Raw genomic sequence first — 20,206 nt, 5'->3', positions numbered from 1 at the left:
AATATTTAGCACTATATCAATTCACTTTTTTACTGATAGTTTTCATAGAGTTTATCTAGCGGCTCGGACAGGCCATTTTCTTGAACTACCCGTACATGTTGACGACCTAATTCACGCGCACTAAATACACCGCACGAATGCGCAATAAGCCCCGCGCCGTAGTGAATATACTTATTATAATTTGCTACACGTTGCGCTTTATCGGCCACATTTAACCCCCGTTGCAGCCGCTCGTTATGCGTTGTAATACCAGTGGGACAGGTATCTTTATTACATTGCATAGCTTGAATACAACCAAGCGCAAACATGTGTCCACGCGCCGAAACAACAAAGTCAGCGCCTAAAGCCAACGCCCAAGCCACTTTTGAAGGAACAATTAATTTACCTGAGGCAATAACTTTTACTCGCTCACGCAGGCCATGCTTTTCAAGCATATTAACCACTAACGGTAAGCTTTCTTTTAGAGGTAAGCCAACTGAATCTAGTAGTGGCTGAGGGGCAGCCCCCGTACCGCCATCAGCGCTATCAATAGTAATAAAGTCAGGCGCCGATTCTGGGCCGCGATGATTGATTTCGGCGAATAAGCTTTCAAGCCATGCATATGCACCAATCACGGCTTTAAATCCTGTGGGTTTACCTGTGATTTCACGAACCTTTGCAATCATATCAAGCAAGTCTGCGGGGGTTTTGACCTCAGGGTGACCATTTGGGCTAATTGAATCATGCCCCTCTGGAATACCGCGAATACTGGCGATTTCTGCACTCACTTTAGCACCCGGTAGCATCCCCCCTTTACCTGGTTTTGCGCCTTGGCTCATTTTTATTTCAAACATCTTAATTTGCTCATGAGCTGCAATGGCTTTTAGCTTATCTAAGCTTAATTTACCTTGCTCATCACGCACTCCATATTTTGCAGTACCAATTTGAAATACGATATCTGCACCACCTTCTAAGTGATACTGACTCAAACCTCCTTCACCGGTATTCATCCAGCAACCTGCTAGCTTTGCACCTTTTGACAATGCGCTAACCGCAGGTTTAGAAAGCGCCCCATAACTCATACCTGAAATATTAAATAACGATTGTGTACTGTAAGGCTTTTCACAGTATGGGCCTAACGTAACGGCGCTCGGCTCTAGCGCCTCTTCATCTAAGGTAGGAAAAGCACAATTCATAAACATGATAGTGCCGGTAACATCTAAACTTTGTGTAGAGCCAAAGGCACTAGTGCGATCGACATTTTTAGCCGCTTTATAAACCCAGCTACGATCTGCACGATTAAATGGCATCTCTTCACGATCCATAGCAAAGAAGTATTGGCGAAAAAACTCACCTTGGCGTTCAAAAAAATACCTAAAGCGCCCTATTACGGGGTAATTGCGTCGAATAGCCTGCTTTGACTGGGTAACATCACTTATGTAAAAGTAAATCACCACCAACACTAAACAACCCAACAGCACGATAAATAAGCTGGCAAACACATCAATACTAAAAATTATAAAGTCATTCATTCAACGCCCTTAATTAATAACTCTCCCACTTAAGAGAAAGAATATAAGTAGTTTAGATTTCAAGCAAAGCCTTTTAAATGAAAACGGCGCAATATATCCCGTATATGGATATAATTTAAAAAGTTACATCGCGCCGTATAGCTAATTACTAAACCATTATCAATCTATTACTGCGCTTTTTCTGCGAGTGCTTTTTGAATATAAAGGTTTATTTGCTCTTCAAGAACTGACAATGGCACTGAGCCATGACGTAATATTTGATGGTGGAATTCGCGGATGTCAAAATCTTGCCCAAGCGCTTGCTCGGTCTCTTCACGTAAGCGCTTAATTGTTAGCTCACCAATTTTATAAGATAGTGCTTGCGCCGGCCATGAAATATAACGGTCAGTTTCAGTTTTAACGTTATGCAATGACAATGCTGTGTTTTCGCTCATAAACTTCATCGCTCGCTCACGGCTCCAACCATACATATGCATGCCCGTATCGACGACTAAACGCGCTGCCCGCCACATTTCATACGTTAGGCGACCAAAGTTACTATAAGGGTCTTGATAAAAGCCTGCTTCTAAGCCTAAATATTCAGAATATAAACCCCAGCCTTCTCCAAACGCTGATAAGTACGCATCTCGACGATAGCTTGGTAAATAATCAAGCTCTGCATTAAGTGATATTTGTAAGTGATGGCCTGGAACTGCCTCGTGCAATGTTAACGCCTCAAGTACATAAAGTGGGCGCTTATCTAATGCGTAGGTGTTCACCCAGTAATAACCGGCTTGATCGTCACGGTTTGAGCCTATATAGCGTCCTGTCGTGTATTTAGGCGCGATACTTTCAGGCACAGGCGCTACACCATAAGGCATTCTTGGCAGAGTATGAAAAAGCTTTGGCAATTGCGCATCCATTTTTTTAGCAATATAGGCAGCTTCTTTTAATAACTCTTCAGGTGTTTTTGCGTAAAATTGTGGATCAGTACGTAAAAAGTTAACAAATTCGGCAAACGTACCGTCAAAATCAACTTCTTTAATCACTTCATCCATTTCTGCGCGAATCCGTGCCACTTCTTTTAAACCCAGTTCATGAATCTCTTTAGGCGTCATGTCTGTGGTGGTGTAATATTTTGCACGATTAGCGTAAAATGCTTTACCGTTTGGTGTCGATGAAATACCAATATCACTGCGAGCAGCTGGCTGATATTGCTCATTAAAAAAGCTTAAATAGCCTTTATAAGCAGGCAGCACTTTATCACGAATCGTTTGCTTGGCTTGTTGCTGTAGGTCTTTAAACTCACTCTCGCTTAAACCTGCGGTATTATTTAAAAAAGGTTTATAAAATTCAGATTTTGTTACGTCATCAACAATATAAGCACTGATCGAGTCCTGATAACCTACTAGCACTGCTTTTGGCTGAGTAAGTCCAACTTCAATACCTTTTTTCATCCAGTTAATATTTTGCGTAAAAAAGCGAGGAACTTGCTGCAAACGCGCTAAATATACTTGGTATTCTGCCGGCTTTTTGTAATCAGAGCTATTAATCATAAAAGATAAACTAGAATGAAAGCCATATTCAGAAGTAAGCGGCATATAGTGGGTGTTAAACACATACTCATCGACACTATTTTGCACTTGCGCTCGGATAATAGTTAAATTAATACGATTTTGTTCTGACAACTTATCTTTATCAACCGCATCTAGCTGAGCGAGTAAGTCTGTATTTTTTTGATATTGCTGCGTTAAAAACTCCGCTGATAAATTAGGCAGTAAATAGCCATCAACACCCTCTTTATGCTTGTAAGGGTTAACGCTCTGACGATAATCAACAATAGATTGAGCTACTTGCGTAAACTGCTTGTCGGCATCAACTCGAGTTGCTTGACATGCACTTAAAGCACCGACAAGCGTGATAGCAACCACTGAATGACACAACTGGCGAGAAAAAGACTTTTTCATATAAATAGTTTCACTTTACTTTAATTATATACCCAACCTATCTTAGCTTAGCTAAAACACCAAACAAATGCGATCAAGAGCCTTAATTGAACGTTCAAAAATAACGCGGTAACGGCCTCATAGATGAGTCATAAAATGTTATATAAAATAGATTGTTGAGAAAACAAACTATTTGCTCTAAAAATTACAAATTTCACAGCTAAATTGTACTTTTTACTTTTAAAACGTAACGATAAAGATTAGTGTAATGCTATTGATACTTAATATCATCGCTTGGATGCCCAAACCCCCATGGAATGGTTAGTTTAGCTATTACGCTTATTTAATTGGTGTATTTAAATGATGTTCCATGACTCCATGGCTATTGCACAAGAAAAAATGACTCGAGTATGTCAGTTTTTAGAGCTGCACGTACTCCCTCCGTCGCCATTAAACTATAGCGTAATCTATCAATACATTAGTAAAAAAAACCCAAATTTAAATACCGAAATTGACCGTGCGCTTAAACAGAGGCAAACAATTGACTGCCTATATATCGAGCAGTTGTATTTTGAGTTTATGAACACTGCACACCAAGCAGAAACGGCCATAGTCAATAATGTTGATAACTTGCTCGGTTCACTTTCTCGTAACGCCAAAATTACAGAGCAAGAAGTGATACAGTTTGCCGATCAAGTAAATGACTGTGTTCATTCGCTTGATGAAAATAATGTCGCAAAAAGCCGCCAAGCATTAAACACATTTAGCAATAAAACAGCACATATACTCAATCAACATAAACAATTTAAATTGACGCTAACAAAAGCTAAGCAGCTTCACAGAAAAACCCAAAAACAACTAACAATGCTTCGCAAACAACATATAACCGATCAACAAACAGGTTTGTATAAGCGTCATTTCCTCAACCAACAGACTCAGCTTTGGCTAAATCAAAACAAGTCAATTTGCGTGATAGCCATTCAAATAGATAATCTTGACCATTTTATTAATAATTACGGTGATGTAATTGGTGAAGCCATTTTAAGTAAAGTGGCTAAGCAAATTAAAAAGTATGTTTTTGAAAGTGGCTTACCTGGCCGTACAGGTAAAGGCGAATTTACTGTGTTACTTGCTGATATTGATCCTGAAACTGCGAATATTATTGCCGAGAAAGTGCGTACCGGTGTAGAAAAGCTACGTTTTGTTAGCTCTAAAAGTGAGACAAAACTACCTACAATCGATATAAGTTTAGGTATCGCTAAGCATCATGATGAAGTTGATTTTAATAAGCTAGCTCGTAAAGCTTCTCTTGCAGCCCATAAAGCAAAATCACTTGGTCAAAGCAGTTTTATTGCCGGCCAATGACTTGCTCTAAATTAAGCTTGCTCCAAAAGCATTTTTTATATAATCAAATTGCACCCCACTACCACTATCAAGTACACTAGGCTGTATTGCCACGATAGAGAAAATTCATGAACGAAAATCAAGAAAAGACCACACATTTTGGCTACAAAACAGTTGCCGAAAACGACAAAGCGTCAATGGTTGCTGATGTATTTCATTCGGTTGCAGCAAAATATGATGTAATGAACGATTTAATGTCGTTTGGTATTCATCGTTTATGGAAGCGTCAAACTATTGCTAGCTCTGGCGTTCGTAAAGGGCATCATGTTCTTGATTTAGCTGGCGGCACCGGTGATTTAACCGCCAAATTTAGCCAGTTAGTCGGTGAAACGGGGCAAGTTGTTTTAGGCGATATTAACTCTTCAATGTTAAAAGTCGGCCGTGAAAAGCTACAAAATCAGGGCCTTGTCGGTAACATTGATTACGTACAAATGAATGCTGAAGCGCTTCCTTTTCCTGATAATAGCTTTAATTTAATCACCATTGCTTTTGGCCTTCGCAATGTCACCGACAAAGACAAAGCACTACGCTCAATGTACCGCATATTAAAACCGGGTGGTCGTTTACTGGTACTAGAATTTTCAAAACCAGAGCATGAAGCACTAAGTAAAGCCTATGATTTTTACTCATTTAATTTACTACCAACAATGGGTAAACTGGTTGCCAACGACAGCGAGTCTTATAAGTATTTAGCTGAATCTATCCGTATGCATCCCGATCAAGACACACTAAAAGCGATGATGGATGATGCGGGCTTTGAACAAACCACTTATCAAAACCTAACCGGCGGTATTGTCGCACTACATCGTGGTTTTAAATACTAACGGTCAATTTTAATAGGAGGAGTGATGTTATCAAATCTAGTTATCGCGCTAATTGAGCGTATTATTAACACCACTCTGGCACTTGATAAAAACCTTCTTACGCAATTAAAAAAAGTTGAACATCAACGCTTATTAGTTGAAATACGTGACTGGCAACAACACTTATTGATTGTATTTTCAGCTCAACATTTGCATTTATACTTAAGTGATGATCAACACGGCGATTGCATGATCAGCGCAGATATAGAAACTCTTATCGCCCTAAAAGATCCGAGTGTTTTAACCCAGCTTATTCGCCAAGATAAACTCGATTTACAAGGCGACCTTAATGTAGCACAAGCTTACAGCAATGCTTTTGCCAACATTGATATTGATTGGCCTGAACACGCCTCGAGGTACTTAGGTGATGCAGGTGCCCAGCAATTGCACTTAATAATACAAAAATTAAAAAACCAAAATACCAAGTCCCTTGCACAACTTTCAAATACGATTACAAGCCTTTGCCAAGATGAGCTTAACGTAACTATTCACCCACTTGAACTTGAGCAATTAAAACAGCAAAACCGCCAATTAAAAAGCCGAACTGCGCAACTTGAAATGCGCATTAATCAGTTACTTAAATAAAATCAGTAAGGATTTTTCGTGTCTACAGCTAGGCTCTATAACATAACTAAAACCTTGCTTAATTACGGCTTAGACGAGCTGATCCCAAAGCATAAGTTTCCATGGTACGGTAAGTTAGGCCGAAAATGTTTATTTTGGTTTCGTAATAAACATCCTGATAAACCAGCAGGCCTGCGATTACGTTTAGCCTTACAAGAACTTGGGCCGGTGTGGATAAAGTTTGGCCAGATGCTCTCAACGAGACGTGACTTATTACCTCAGGATATCGCAGTTGAACTTACTTTACTGCAAGACCAAGTACAGCCCTTTGAGGGTGAACTGGCGCAAAAAATCATTGAAAAAGCCCTGGGTATTCATGATATTAGTGAACACTTTAGCAATTTTAACCAAATGCCTTTAGCGTCGGCATCTATAGCACAAGTGCATACCGCTACGTTGATTGATGAAAAAAATCTGCCGCAAGATGTCGTCATTAAAGTTATTCGTCCTAATATCAAAAGCCAAATTGATGCCGATTTAGCGTTAATGGAAAAGTTTGCTCATATCATTGCTAAACTACTTAGCGAAGCCAAACGTTTACGCCCTGTTGAAGTAGTAAAAGAATACAAAAAAACGTTGCTCGATGAACTCGACTTAATGCGCGAAGGCGCTAATGGTATCCAGCTAAAGCGTAACTTTGAAGGCTCAGATTCACTTTATATCCCCTATGTTTACAGTGACTATAGTCGGGTAAATATACTGGTAATGGAGCGAATTTATGGCATTCCAGTTTCGGACACTGACGCCCTGATTGCGCAAAACACTAATATGAAGCTACTCGCTGAACGTGGTGTTGAGGTTTTTTTCACCCAGGTGTTTCGTGATAGTTTTTTTCATGCAGATATGCACCCTGGTAACGTTTTTGTTTCGTATGAAACACCAGAAAACCCTAAGTTTATAGGCATAGACTGCGGTATTGTTGGTACACTCAGTAAAGAAGATAAGCGCTACCTTGCCGAAAACTTTATAGCCTTTTTTAACCGAGATTATCGCCAAGTAGCGCAGCTGCATGTGGACTCCGGCTGGGTACCCGCTGACACCAGTATTGAAGAGTTTGAGTTTGCTATACGTACCGTGTGTGAACCTATTTTTAATAAACCATTGGCAGAAATTTCATTTGGTCACGTACTTGTGAATCTATTTAATACCGCTCGTCGTTTTAATATGCAGGTTCAGCCTCAGTTAGTGTTATTACAAAAAACGTTGCTGTATGTAGAGGGGCTTGGACGACAACTTTACCCGCAACTTGATCTATGGAAAACAGCTAAACCCTTTTTAGAAGAATGGGTTAAACAACAAGTGGGTCCTTGGTCAGTGCTCAAACAAGTTTATGCAAACTTACCATTTTGGGCTGAAAAAATGCCTGAATTACCGGATCTAATTTACTATAATTTAAAGCAGCAACAAAAAGCGCCTATTACAGCACCAATTGTGAGTACATCACAAAAACCTCTTTTAATTGGCGTTTTTTCTGCAGCTGCTATGATAGTCTCAGGGCTATGCTACTTACAGCATGATACGATTGCTGCTCTTATTGCAGGGGTTGCATCCTTAACAGGTTTTATAATCGCTTGGCGAAACGCATCATAAACTAAGTGCTATTTAATGCTTGGTAAGTATAATCAGTTATAACAATATTAATTCAATTGGAGAGCATAATGGGTTTTAGCGGTATCAGTATTTGGCAATTATTAATTGTTTTAGCAATCATCATACTACTTTTTGGCACAAAAAAATTACGTGGCATCGGTGGCGACTTAGGTAATGCTGTTAAAGGTTTTAAAAAAGCTGTTTCAGAAGATGAATCCAAGAAAACAGAACAGTTAGACGACGTTGAACCTACCTCAGTGCATGAAAAAGAGTCAGCTGAAACTAAGAAAGAAGATAATAAGGCCTAACTGCAATGGGAATGTGGGAGTTAATCATCGTTTTAATTGTAGGCCTGCTTGTTTTAGGTCCTGACCGGCTACCTGTTGCAGTTCGCACAGTAAGCCAATGGATTAAAAACATAAAATCAATGGCTAATTCTGTTAAGGCTGAAGTTAATGAAGAGCTTCGAGTACATGAGCTACATCAAAACCTCAAAAAAGCTGAGCAGAAAAATATGCAAGATCTTAGCCCAGCCTTACAGGATTCATTCGATGAATTAAAAAATGCTGCTGACTCGGTTACCCATAGCTATAAAAAAACACCTCCAGAACAACCAGAAAAAGCTATTGATAATGAAAAAAAATGAAATTACTTCCGCTATTTGTAGCCAACTAATTAAGTAATGAGTTAAATAATATGACGGAGCAAGCTAAGTCAGGTTTTATTAGCCATTTAATTGAGTTGCGTAACCGGTTAATGAAAGCATTACTGACAGTACTGATTATTTTTATATCATTAGTTTATTTTGCTAATGATATTTATAGTTTTGTTGCCGCGCCACTGGTTGCACATTTACCAAGCACGGCAACCATGATAGCAACCGATGTTACAGCGCCATTTTTCGCGCCGTTTAAATTAACTCTATTCGTCGCTATTTTTGCAGCAATACCGATGATATTGCATCAAGTTTGGGGGTTTATTGCCCCTGGTTTATATCAACATGAAAAGCGCATGTTCACGCCTATTTTAGCATCAAGTGTTTTGCTATTTTATGGTGGTATCGCTTTTTGCTATTTTATTGTGTTGCCAATTATTTTAGGCTTTTTTACCAGTACGGGGCCTGAAATGATGACATTAGCACCAGATATAAGCAGCTATCTAAGCTTTGCATTAAAACTGTTTTTTGCTTTTGGTGTCGCGTTTGAAATACCCGTAGCCATTATGTTGCTATGTTGGAGTGGCGCCACAACAACCCAAAGCTTAAAAGAAAAACGACCATATATTGTGGTTGGGGTATTTGTTATTGCAATGTTTTTAACCCCACCTGATGTGCTGTCACAAGCCTTATTAGCATTTCCTATGCTATTGTTATTTGAACTGGGTTTAATTTTAGCTGCCTTTTATACAGCAAAGCCACAACAGGAATCCGAGGAATAAATGAAAATACAACTATTACCCCTACTTACATTAATAAGTGTGACTACAATGGCACACGCTGAGGAAGTTAATTTACAAGCACTACACGCTTGTGCATTTGTTGAAAATGACACTAATCGTCTACTCTGTTACGACAATACTATGGCGGGCAAGTCTTTGAGCCGTAAAGATGCGACTATGGTGCCAGTCAGCGCTTCTTCAAATAAGCCTGAAGCTGCAAATGCTGCGGTAGCATCAAGCCCCGAAGCTAAGAACAAAAACTTTGGCTTAGAGCACAAAGAAGTGGCCAAAGATAATGACGATGAGATCAAAGTAATCGTTAAAAGTGTCGATGAAGCACCTTATGGCGAGTTAATTATCACCTTAGAGAACGGCCAACAATGGCGTCAAATTGGGTCTGACAACATCCGTATTTCAAGTAGTGACAAAGTTATTATTAGCCGTGGTATGTTCAACTCATTCTTACTAAAAAAAGAAGGACAAAACCGCTCTATTCGTGTTAAGCGTACCCAATAATGCAGCCACTCATTGATGCGGGCGTTAACTTAACTAACCATCAATTTGATGGCCTGTATGATAATATCATTGTTCGCGCAAACGCAGCCAATGTAACCAATATGCTGTTAATTGGCTGCGACTTACAAAGCAGCCAAGACGTTTTAACACTCGCTAAGAAGTACCGATATTACGCGACGGCAGGCGTACACCCCCACGACGCAAAATCGGCTGACGAACATTTTATTGAAAAGCTTAGCAGCTTGCTACAACAACCAGAAGTCGTGGCTGTTGGTGAGTGTGGGCTTGATTATAATCGCGATTTTTCACCTAGAAATATTCAACGTGAGGTTTTTTCAAAGCAACTTGATCTTGCTAAAAAACTGAATAAGCCCGTTTATTTACATGAGCGTGATGCAAGCAAAGATATGCTCGCTATTTTAAAAGAGCATTCTGTTAACGGAGTTTTACACTGTTTTACAGGTGACAAAAGCGCTTTAGATAGCTACTTAAACCAAGGTTTATATATTGGTATTACTGGCTGGGTATGTGATGAACGCCGAGGAAAAGAGCTACAACAGCTTATCCCTGACATTCCACTTGAGCGATTATTAATTGAGACAGACGCGCCTTTTTTAATCCCTCGTACTATCTTGCCTAAGCCTAAATCACGTCGAAACGAGCCCAGTTATTTAGCCTATGTTTGCGACACAATCGCTACGCTCAAAAAACTTAGCTTTGATGACGTTGCAAAACAAACTACAGCTAACTTTCAACAGTTATTTGTTAATAAGACTAACTAAATGAAGGCGCTTTGGGAGGCTATTGCCACAATACTGCTGACTTTGTCTCTTTCGGGGGTTGCCAACACCGTTACCGCAGATGAGCACTTTGCCCATGCTACGGATTTAAAATTCAACGATACCGTAAAACCAGGGCTTGTGGCATTACTTCCTAACACTGCGCTAGATAGTGCGATAGAAATCGCCAAGGCTATTTGCTAACCAGTTACCAAAATGAATATAACCGTTACTAATAGCAGTATAAGTTTTACAATAAGTGCAGGGGGTTATAGCGCCATTGCCAACGATATTAATAACCCAGAATTATTCACTAATTATGCAGGTAAAGTGCTTTATCCAGCCAAGAAAAGTGCCCAAAATCGCGTAGTTAATTTTCCAATTTTAGACTAGGAGCACAATAATGGCCCAATCAGGTCTCGATCTTTTCCCTTATACTCGTATGCGCAGAATGCGCCGCGATAACTTTTCGCGCCGCTTAATGGCAGAAAATCAGCTAACTGTGAACGACTTAATATTTCCGGTATTTGTACTCGAAGGTAAAAACCGCCGAGAAACTATCGACTCAATGCCTGGCATTGAGCGTTTATCTATTGATTTATTGCTTGAAGAAGCTAGAGAACTAGTAGATTTAGGTGTGCCTGCGGTAGCACTTTTCCCTGTAACACCATCAGACAAAAAGTCATTACTTGCTGAAGAAGCTTACAATGATAATGGTTTAGTACAACGTACCGTGCGTGCACTTAAAGAAGCGTTTCCTGAACTTGGTGTTATTACTGATGGAGCTCTTGATCCATTTACTACACACGGCCAAGACGGCATTATCGATGATAATGGCTATGTTATAAACGATGTAACCACTGAAATCTTAGTTAAACAAGCACTATCTCATGCCCAGGCTGGCGCAGATGTTGTTGCTCCATCAGATATGATGGATGGCCGTATTTACGCAATTCGCGAAGCTCTCGAAGCTGACGGCTTTATTCATACCCGCATTATGGCGTATTCAGCTAAATATGCATCTAGCTATTATGGCCCATTCAGAGACGCTATCGGTTCTGCTGGTAACTTAAAAGGGGCCGATAAAAAGACCTACCAGATGGATCCTGCCAACTCTGATGAAGCAATTCGTGAAGTCGCACTCGATCTTCAAGAAGGCGCCGATATGGTAATGGTTAAGCCAGGTATGCCTTATTTAGATATTGTACGTCGCGTTAAAGATGACTTTGGTGTACCAACCTTTGCTTACCAAGTCAGTGGCGAATACGCGATGCATAAAGCCGCTATTGATAACGGCTGGCTAAGTGAGGAAGCGACTATTATGGAATCTTTATTAGCATTTAAGCGTGCAGGTGCAGACGGTATTTTAACTTACTTTGCAAAGCAGGCTGCTCGCTACTTAAGTAAGTGATAAAAGCATTTTGCAAATAAAAAAGGGCTATATAGCCCTTTTTTATATTTATAACCTCACCATTGTTAATGTTTTGTATTCTATTTGTAATCATTTTTCCCTACACTAATAATCCCATTTGGGGAAACAAAAAAACACGGGAAAAAATAATAATGTTGAAAACAAAAATAACGCCATTGGCACTTGTATTAGCAAGTCTCAGTACACCAGCCTCAGCTAACCTCATTATTTCAGAGTATATTGAAGGTAGTTCTAATAATAAAGCAATCGAACTTTACAATACGTCGAGTGGCGAGCTTTCACTTGATGGTTATAACCTGTCTCTTTATTCAAACGGAAATCCCGATCTAGCAAGTCCAAATAATACCCTTGATTTAACAGGTAGCTTAGCTGCTGATGGCACTTTTGTTATTGTAAATGCAGGCTCTGGAGACGAACTCAAAGGGAAAGCGAGTATTGAATCAACTGTAACTTACTTCAATGGTAACGACGCACTCGTACTTACTAAGGATGGCATTATTGTCGATAGTTTTGGACAGCTCGGCTTTGATCCTGGCTCATCATGGTCTGAAGGTGGCGTATCAACAGTGAATAAAACACTACGTCGCAAAGCTGATATTACAGCTGGACGAAGTACTGCTACAGATACTTTCAACCCAAGTGAAGAATGGGAGCAATTTGATCAAGATGACTTTTAAAATATTGGCCTTTATGATGAAGAAACAGAACCAACACCGGAACCCGAGCCAGTTGCACCTCTAGAGTGTGGCACAACTAAAACCCTGATCAATGTAATTCAAGGTGAAGGTGGTGATAGCGAATTATTAAATACTGAAGTTGAGCTTGAAGGCATTGTAACTGCTGATTTTCAAGGCACTGAACAATTAGGTGGTTTCTTTATTACATCGCTAGATGCTGACATAGATACAAACCCTTTAACGTCTGAAGGAGTGTTTGTTTACTTTGCTGATACAGCTGTCGATATTGGTGACCACATACGCGTTAAAGGAAGTGTCGCTGAGTACTTTAACGCCACACAAATTGGTGATGTTAGCCAAGTGGAAGTATGCGCTACAAGCCTAACAACTACAGCAACTAAAATAGCATTACCTGTTACAGATGTAGCTGATTTAGAAGCCTATGAAGGCATGCTTGTTAGTCTAGAGCAACCATTAATGGTAACGAACAACTATGGTTTAGGCCGTTACGGGGAAGTAGGTCTTGCAACTGAGCGCCTATACCAAGGTACTCAAATTGCTCTGCCTGGTGATGCAGCTAATACTATTGAAGCCGAAAATCTCAAAAAGCAAATTTTACTCGATGATGGCTCAACAAAGCAAAACCTTGATCCAGTTTCATACCCTAACGCAGGTTTAGATGCATATAACACTCTGCGCCTTGGTGATACAGTAAATGCCATTACGGGTGTTATGGGATACAGCTTTGATCGCTACCGTATTCACCCAACACTACAACCGAGCTTTGTCGCCACTAACCCACGTACCGAGGCTCCAGAGCTACATACTGATGCTGACCTTCGTATCGCAAGCTTTAATGTACTTAACTACTTTAACGGCGATGGCCAAGGTGCAGGATTTCCAACCAGCCGTGGTGCAAGCAGTGAAGCAGAGCTTATTCGTCAAGAAGCCAAGATTGTTAGTGCTATTGTAGCAATAGACGCTGATGTGATCGGTTTAATGGAAATCGAAAATGATGGCTTTGGTGCAAATAGCGCTATTGCGAGCCTAGTTAATGCGTTAAATAATGAAGATAGTCATAATGAATACGCATTTGTTGATTTCAATGTAGATAAAATTGGCACTGATGAAATAACAACTGCACTCATTTACCGTGCTAATAAAGTAGTGCAATACGGCACGGCTGCAATCACAACCCAATACCCATTTGACTATAGTAATCGAGCTCCTATCGCACAAAGTTTCAAATCAATTGATTCTGAAGAAGTATTTACTGTTGCTGTAGCGCATCTAAAGTCAAAAGGAAGTTGTGGTAGCGCAGACGGTAACAATGCTGATTTAGGTGATGGTCAAGCATGTTGGAATGAAATTCGAGTTGTAGGAGCTAATGCATTCGCAGACTGGTTAGATAACAAGCCTACTGGTATTGAAGATGATGACATTATTTTAGTCGGTGATATGAATGCTTATGCTATGGAAGATCCAATTCGCACATTTGCTGATAAAGGCTATAAAAACGTAGTTGCTGAGCTAGATGGCGATACTAAAGGATACTCGTATAGCTTCTCAGGACGTATTGGTAGCCTTGATCATGCTGTAGCAAGCGAGAGCTTACTTGCTAAAGTAGTTGCCGCAAAATATTGGCATATCAATGCCGACGAGCCTATTAGTCTTGATTACAATGTGGAGTTTCAATCTGATTCACAAGTTGCTAGCTTGTACGCAGATAACGCATATCGTGCTTCGGATCATGATCCCGTAATTATTGATATTCAATCTACACCCGCTGCTGAACCTATTCCTGAGCCACAAGCTCCGGAGCTAGATCCTGAGCAGAACTTTAACATCAGCGAAAATAGTCCAATAGGTACAGTCATTGGCCAATTAAGATTTTCTGATGCTGATGCACAGTACACACCTGTTGTGGGCTTTATAGTATCTGGCCACAATGCAATAACTATTGATGAACAAGGACGATTAATCGTTGCAGACGATTTAGATTTTGAACTTGAAAGGAAAATAACATTAATGGTACAAGCTAAAGACAGTGCTGGTAACCTATCAAACGCGCAACTTATCTATATTAATATTCATAGTGATGAACCAAGTAATGGAGATTCTGGCTCATTGTTTTGGTTAACTTTATTAGCATTACCGTTAACACTGTTACGCCGTAAAAAAGCATAACAAAAAAATATTGACTAGAATGTTGTAGTAATTTTTATTTATAGTTATCACATAATAGTGAAAAGGCAGTTATTTAATATTAACTGTAAGCTTTATCTAAAGAAAACATAGCTAGGTTAAATACAGTAAACAAATATAAATGAAAGACATTAAAAAACCCGCAACTAGTGCGGGTTTTTTTCGGAGTAAAAGAGCTAATTACTTAGCTGCTTTTTTCTCTTTTTCTGCAGCGATTACAGTTTCTGCCACGTTTTGTGGACATGGTGCGTAGTGTGAGAACTCCATAGAGAACTGACCACGACCAGATGTAATCGTACGTAAGTGACCAATGTAACCAAACATTTCTGAAAGAGGTACGTCAGCCTTGATGCGAACGCCTGTAGCGCCAGCTTCTTGGTCTTTGATCATACCACGACGACGGTTAAGGTCACCGATTACATCACCAACGTTATCTTCCGGAGTGAACACGTCAACTTTCATGATTGGCTCAAGAAGTTGTGCGCCCGCTTTAGGGATAGACTGACGGAAAGCACCTTTAGCTGCGATTTCGAACGCAATTGCTGATGAATCCACGGCGTGGAAAGCACCATCAAAAAGCTCAATTTCAACGTCAAGTACAGGGAAACCAGCTAGTACACCTTCGCCCATCATTGACTTAAAGCCTTTCTCAACTGCCGGCCAGAATTCTTTAGGTACGTTACCACCAACAACTGATGATTTAAACGTGAAGTCTGAACCCACTTCGCCTGGCTTGATGCGGTAATCAATCTTACCGAACTGACCAGAACCACCTGATTGCTTCTTATGCGTGTAGCTATCTTCGATTTCACGAGTGATAGTTTCACGGTAAGCAACCTGTGGTTGACCAACAATAAGGTCTACACCGTAAGTACGCTTAAGGATATCTACTTTGATATCTAAGTGAAGTTCACCCATCCCTTTAAGGATAGTTTCGCCTGAATCTTCATCTGTCTCAACTTGGAAAGATGGATCTTCTGCAACCATTTTACCGATGGCAACACCCATTTTCTCATTACCGCCTTTATCTTTAGGCTGTACAGCAATTGAGATTACTGGTTCAGGGAAGATCATCGCTTCAAGTGTACATTCATTCTTAGGATCACAAAGTGTGTGACCAGTTTGTACATTCTTCATACCAACAACAGCGATGATATCACCCGCTTGCGCTTCGGTAAGTTCGTTACGCTCATCTGCTTGCATTTCAACCATACGGCCGATACGCTCAGTTTTACCCGTTGCAGCGTTAAGCACTGTGTCACCTTTTTTCATACGACCTGAGTAGATACGGATGAAAGTAAGGGCACCGAAACGGTCGTCCATGATTTTGAACGCAAGCGCTTTAAGTGGCTCATCAACAGATACAGTTGCAACTTCACCAGTTGGCTCGCCTGTTTCTTTATCTGTTAGTGGCTGTGGATCAACCTCAGTTGGTGATGGTAAATAATCAACAACCGCATCTAGTACTAACTGCATACCTTTGTTCTTGAACGCAGAACCACAGTAAGTAGGGAAGAACGCAAGGTCACGAGTACCTTTACGGATACAACGCTTGATATCTTCTAGTGAAGGCTCTTCACCTTCCATGTACGCTTCCATAAGGTCGTCGTCTTGCTCTACAGCAGTTTCAACTAGCATTTCATGGTATTCTTCTACTTTATCAACCATGTCAGCTGGAACGTCTTTAATTTCGTAGTTTTCAGGAAGACCGGTGTCATCCCAAACGTATGCTTTTTTCTCTAATACGTCTACTACACCTACGAACTCGTCTTCGATACCAATTGGTAGCGTCATTACAAGTGGGCTAGCTGCAAGTACTTTTTCTACTTGGTCAACAACACGGTAAAAGTCAGCACCCATACGGTCTAATTTATTTACAAAAATAACACGTGCAACGCCTGACTCATTCGCATAGCGCCAGTTAGTTTCTGATTGTGGCTCAACACCACCAGAACCACAGAATACACCGATACCACCGTCAAGAACTTTTAATGAACGATATACTTCAACTGTGAAGTCAACGTGTCCTGGAGTATCGATAACGTTAAAGCGGTGATCTTTCCACTCACACGTTACAGCTGCTGATTGGATAGTAATACCGCGCTCAGCTTCTTGGTCCATGAAGTCAGTCGTTGACTCGCCGTCATGCGTTTCACCACTTTTATGAATTTTACCCGTAAGTTTTAGGATACGCTCAGTGGTGGTAGTTTTACCCGCATCAACGTGCGCGAAAATACCAATGTTTCTGTACTTCGATAAATCTGCCATTATTTTACTCTTAATAAAGTCGAAAAATTATTCGGCGGGAGTATAACACCACTTACCACGAACATCACCATAGAAGTCGCTTAAAATGCAATCAATTCTATAAAATATTTGTTATAGCTATTACCAAGCATGGCTTTAAAGCGTATAAGCTTTATTTATAAGATAATTATTACGAAATGAAAAGCAGCTAACTCACCTTAGAATGTATTGCTGTAAAACAACTCACGGCCCTAAGCAGCCCATTTCCTATGTAAAAAAAGGTTTTTTTGATATTCATTAAAAGCATCAAGTATTTTTCTAAGGTTAACTCATCCCCCTTTTGATAAGCATTCCAGTGAATTTTTACTGGGGTTTGGGTCAAATAAAATATCGACTATCGATTGAGTTACTTCGTTAGCGCCTGTCGGACATTGTCGGCGTAACTAAAATCGTGCTAACGAAAAACATGTGCGATACGACAGTAAATTTGCCAGCCAAATACAAAGCAGTGTCTATTTAAGTAGATGCGAGCCACCAACCATTATTAGCAATCAACAAAGTACAGTAAACACCTAGCGAAAGACCATAAATTAAGTATTTAAAAGTAATGATTTACGCTTATCTGCCAAGCTTGCTATAGCAAATAAAACGCTTAAATACACACTTGCCAAAGGCTTATTAACCAAATAAAAAATATAACGGCTTCCTTTTAATTATTATTAAACCTCAGCATAGGCATTTTAATAAAATTAAAGCCCAAAATTAAGTGCTAACCAGTTGTTTTTCATATATCTATATAAACAGCCTAAAAATAAATAGGAATTATTTGCATTTAGTGTTGACACAAAACTAAATCTAACTGATAATCAATATCAACAAGACGGTAAAGCACAGCGGCTTGTTATGGAATAAACTGAATTTGTTTCTCGACCCTGAAACAACGTGTAGCCCACGTTAAAGCGATGGTTACCTGTTATTAACCACAACGCCCCTTGATGTTGATAACAGGTAGCCGCCCTACTATTTTACTTGCTACATTGCTCATATCGGTGACGGTAGATATGAAACTAAAAAAGCCCTTACGGGCTTTTTTTATGCTTATAATTAAACTAGCTCAATTACTTTAAATAACCTGAGCCTAACTAAAAATTAGCGGCGGTTTTTTCGCGCTCGCGCTCGGCGTTGTTTTTTCTCTTCTTCTTTAGCTGCTTTTTTAGCTTCAGCAGCAGCGCGAAGGCCTGCAACCATTATTTCTTCTTCTTCACGCATAGCAGGCGTTTCCATCGTGATGCGGCCAATAATACCATCACGTAATTCATTGATAAGAATTTCTGACATTTTATACGTATCAATTTGATTACCACTACGAATACAGCCGCGTTTTTTACCCGCCATTTCCACAAACTCCCAATCACTTTCTGGCAGTTCATCGAGTTTATAACGCGCTTTTAATAGCTCAGGGTACGCCTGTAACAAATACTCAGCGGCGTAGCTTGCCACTTCTTCATAATCAAGCGCCGTATCACGTATTGCCCCCGTAGCACCAAGACGATAACCCGAGTTTTCGTTTTCTACTTTAGGCCACAGCATACCCGGTGTATCGTAAAGCATAATTCCGTCTTCAAGCTTAATACGTTGCTGCGCTTTAGTGACTGCAGGCTCGTTGCCTGTTTTTGCTACAATGCGTCCAGCCAATACATTAATTAACGTAGATTTACCAACGTTAGGAATCCCCATGATCATCGCTTTTATTTGCTTATCAGCGCCGACTTTATGCGGTACTAATTTTTTACAAAGCTCATTAATCCGGTGAACTTCAGCGGCCTTATCATTACCAAACGCAATAGCTTTAACAGCATTTTCTTGCTCAAAATACTCTTTCCACGTTTGCGTCATTTTCGGATCGGCTAAATCAGCTTTATTTAAAATTTTGATAACCGGCTTACCTTCACGTAAAGTCGCCACCATCGGATTTTCACTACTGTAAGGAATGCGCGCATCTAGCACTTCGATGATCACATCCATTTGCGGCATTATTTCTTTAATTTCGTTACGGGCTTTGTTCATGTGCCCAGGGAACCACTGTATACCTGTTCTACTCATTTGATATGTAAACCTTTTATTTCAACCCATAACACCATGGGGGACTGTGTGGGGTACTGGGTGAATAATATCGATTTATCACCTCAACTAATAGTGAGTAGTTTACTACATAACTTAGAATTATTGCAGGTGCTTACATTATTCGGTAATGGGCATGTCATCACTAGACTTAATAATTCTCAGGTAAAGGTTTTACCTGTAAACATAGTTAATAATATATAACAATAATGAGTTAAATAGCATGGGGAGCTAAAAATGTCACAGCTCAAAGCAGGCTCAACCGATTTTTCAATAACAACCAACCTATGAGCGTCTGGAAAAGTATGTAGTGAGCTTTGATGACACCTCAGATACTGCAATTAACCGCGCTAGACTTAATAGAATATGTAACTGAAGGGAGATCAGATAAATACCCCCCTTAAAAAATCCGTCTTATCATCTCACAATAAAACAAAAAATGAATTCCAAGCATATCTAATTAAATCAAAAATGGCAGAAATGATTATCCATTTATCCGCTATAGCGACGCTAACCATGAGAAAAACACGTAGACTGGAGCCGTGGCGTAGTATTTATATAACGGCGTGCTGAAATGAGTTGTGCCAACCAGCGCCCAATATCAGCAGTCTATTACTATGACACTAGCCCAGATGGTGATCCCCAGACGGGACTATACTACTGTAATAACCTAGCAAAGTTATTACAGTAGCTTCTTAGCGCTTTATTATTTAATTACTATTGGGTTAATTGGAGAGCCTGACCCTTTTTTCATTTTCAAAGGAGCAGCTGTAAACATAAAGGAATACTGGCCATCATTTGCACTATCTTTAGCAAGATCATCTAACCAGTATAGTTCACTTAATACGACACCAAGATCACGAATTAATGCACCA

At 39.9% G+C, this 20,206-nt stretch carries 16 protein-coding genes and 1 pseudogene; 13 read left to right on the top strand and 4 right to left on the bottom strand.

From position 1 onward, the window contains the following. Positions 1–29: 29 nt before the first annotated feature. Positions 30–1,511 (bottom strand): FMN-binding glutamate synthase family protein, encoded by a 1,482-nt coding sequence (locus tag ACT3RM_RS00085; RefSeq protein WP_441836169.1) that lies wholly within the window; start codon positions 1,509–1,511, stop codon positions 30–32. Positions 1,512–1,678: 167 nt separating this feature from the next. Next, positions 1,679–3,457: a DUF885 domain-containing protein gene (locus ACT3RM_RS00080; RefSeq protein WP_441992944.1), complete on the bottom strand. Its 1,779-nt coding sequence runs from the start codon at positions 3,455–3,457 to the stop codon at positions 1,679–1,681. A 357-nt stretch (positions 3,458–3,814) separates the two neighbouring features. Between ACT3RM_RS00080 and ACT3RM_RS00075 the strand changes: the two genes are divergently transcribed. The 13 genes and pseudogenes from ACT3RM_RS00075 (at position 3,815) to ACT3RM_RS00015 (ending at position 14,945) form a co-directional block, all read left to right on the top strand. Further along, positions 3,815–4,801 carry a GGDEF domain-containing protein gene (locus ACT3RM_RS00075; RefSeq protein ID WP_441836625.1) on the top strand — a complete coding sequence of 329 codons (987 nt, stop codon included), beginning with the start codon at positions 3,815–3,817 and terminating at the stop codon, positions 4,799–4,801. Positions 4,802–4,908: 107 nt separating this feature from the next. Next, positions 4,909–5,664, top strand: a complete 756-nt coding sequence (gene ubiE, locus ACT3RM_RS00070; RefSeq protein ID WP_441994495.1) for a bifunctional demethylmenaquinone methyltransferase/2-methoxy-6-polyprenyl-1,4-benzoquinol methylase UbiE — start codon at positions 4,909–4,911, stop codon at positions 5,662–5,664. A 24-nt stretch (positions 5,665–5,688) separates the two neighbouring features. Continuing rightward, positions 5,689–6,288 carry a ubiquinone biosynthesis accessory factor UbiJ gene (locus ACT3RM_RS00065; protein ID WP_441994496.1) on the top strand — a complete coding sequence of 200 codons (600 nt, stop codon included), beginning with the start codon at positions 5,689–5,691 and terminating at the stop codon, positions 6,286–6,288. An 18-nt stretch (positions 6,289–6,306) separates the two neighbouring features. After that, complete coding sequence (ubiB, locus tag ACT3RM_RS00060) at positions 6,307–7,917, top strand: ubiquinone biosynthesis regulatory protein kinase UbiB (RefSeq protein ID WP_441994497.1); 1,611 nt, start codon at positions 6,307–6,309, stop codon at positions 7,915–7,917. Between the two features lie 68 nt (positions 7,918–7,985). Beyond that, positions 7,986–8,225, top strand: a complete 240-nt coding sequence (gene tatA, locus ACT3RM_RS00055; protein WP_441993600.1) for a twin-arginine translocase TatA/TatE family subunit — start codon at positions 7,986–7,988, stop codon at positions 8,223–8,225. A 5-nt stretch (positions 8,226–8,230) separates the two neighbouring features. Continuing rightward, positions 8,231–8,563: a Sec-independent protein translocase protein TatB gene (gene tatB, locus ACT3RM_RS00050; protein ID WP_441835828.1), complete on the top strand. Its 333-nt coding sequence runs from the start codon at positions 8,231–8,233 to the stop codon at positions 8,561–8,563. A gap of 50 nt (positions 8,564–8,613) precedes the next feature. After that, positions 8,614–9,354 carry a twin-arginine translocase subunit TatC gene (tatC, locus tag ACT3RM_RS00045; RefSeq protein ID WP_441835827.1) on the top strand — a complete coding sequence of 247 codons (741 nt, stop codon included), beginning with the start codon at positions 8,614–8,616 and terminating at the stop codon, positions 9,352–9,354. Further along, positions 9,355–9,870: a hypothetical protein gene (locus ACT3RM_RS00040; protein WP_441994498.1), complete on the top strand. Its 516-nt coding sequence runs from the start codon at positions 9,355–9,357 to the stop codon at positions 9,868–9,870. It begins immediately after the preceding gene. After that, a complete protein-coding gene (locus ACT3RM_RS00035) occupies positions 9,867–10,652 on the top strand; it encodes a TatD family hydrolase (protein ID WP_441994517.1) in 786 nt (261 codons plus the stop codon). Before ACT3RM_RS00040 ends, ACT3RM_RS00035 begins: the two co-directional genes overlap by 4 nt. Next, complete coding sequence (locus ACT3RM_RS00030) at positions 10,653–10,853, top strand: hypothetical protein (protein ID WP_441993594.1); 201 nt, start codon at positions 10,653–10,655, stop codon at positions 10,851–10,853. Between the two features lie 12 nt (positions 10,854–10,865). Next, complete coding sequence (locus tag ACT3RM_RS00025) at positions 10,866–11,042, top strand: hypothetical protein (protein ID WP_441994499.1); 177 nt, start codon at positions 10,866–10,868, stop codon at positions 11,040–11,042. A 10-nt stretch (positions 11,043–11,052) separates the two neighbouring features. Next, positions 11,053–12,060, top strand: a complete 1,008-nt coding sequence (hemB, locus tag ACT3RM_RS00020; RefSeq protein WP_441994500.1) for a porphobilinogen synthase — start codon at positions 11,053–11,055, stop codon at positions 12,058–12,060. A 152-nt stretch (positions 12,061–12,212) separates the two neighbouring features. Then, positions 12,213–14,945 (top strand): annotated as a pseudogene (locus tag ACT3RM_RS00015) (ExeM/NucH family extracellular endonuclease). A gap of 198 nt (positions 14,946–15,143) precedes the next feature. Here ACT3RM_RS00015 and fusA read toward each other — a convergent pair. After that, positions 15,144–17,231 carry an elongation factor G gene (fusA, locus tag ACT3RM_RS00010; RefSeq protein ID WP_441994501.1) on the bottom strand — a complete coding sequence of 696 codons (2,088 nt, stop codon included), beginning with the start codon at positions 17,229–17,231 and terminating at the stop codon, positions 15,144–15,146. Positions 17,232–18,359: 1,128 nt separating this feature from the next. After that, positions 18,360–19,313 carry a ribosome biogenesis GTPase YlqF gene (gene ylqF, locus ACT3RM_RS00005; protein ID WP_441994502.1) on the bottom strand — a complete coding sequence of 318 codons (954 nt, stop codon included), beginning with the start codon at positions 19,311–19,313 and terminating at the stop codon, positions 18,360–18,362. Between the last annotated feature and the right edge of the window lie 893 nt (positions 19,314–20,206).

The organism is Pseudoalteromonas sp. AOP7-A1-14, from assembly GCF_052376275.1.
Lineage (GTDB): Bacteria > Pseudomonadota > Gammaproteobacteria > Enterobacterales > Alteromonadaceae > Pseudoalteromonas.
Note: the sequence above shows the minus strand (reverse complement) of the source record. Positions and strands in the feature narration are given on the sequence as shown.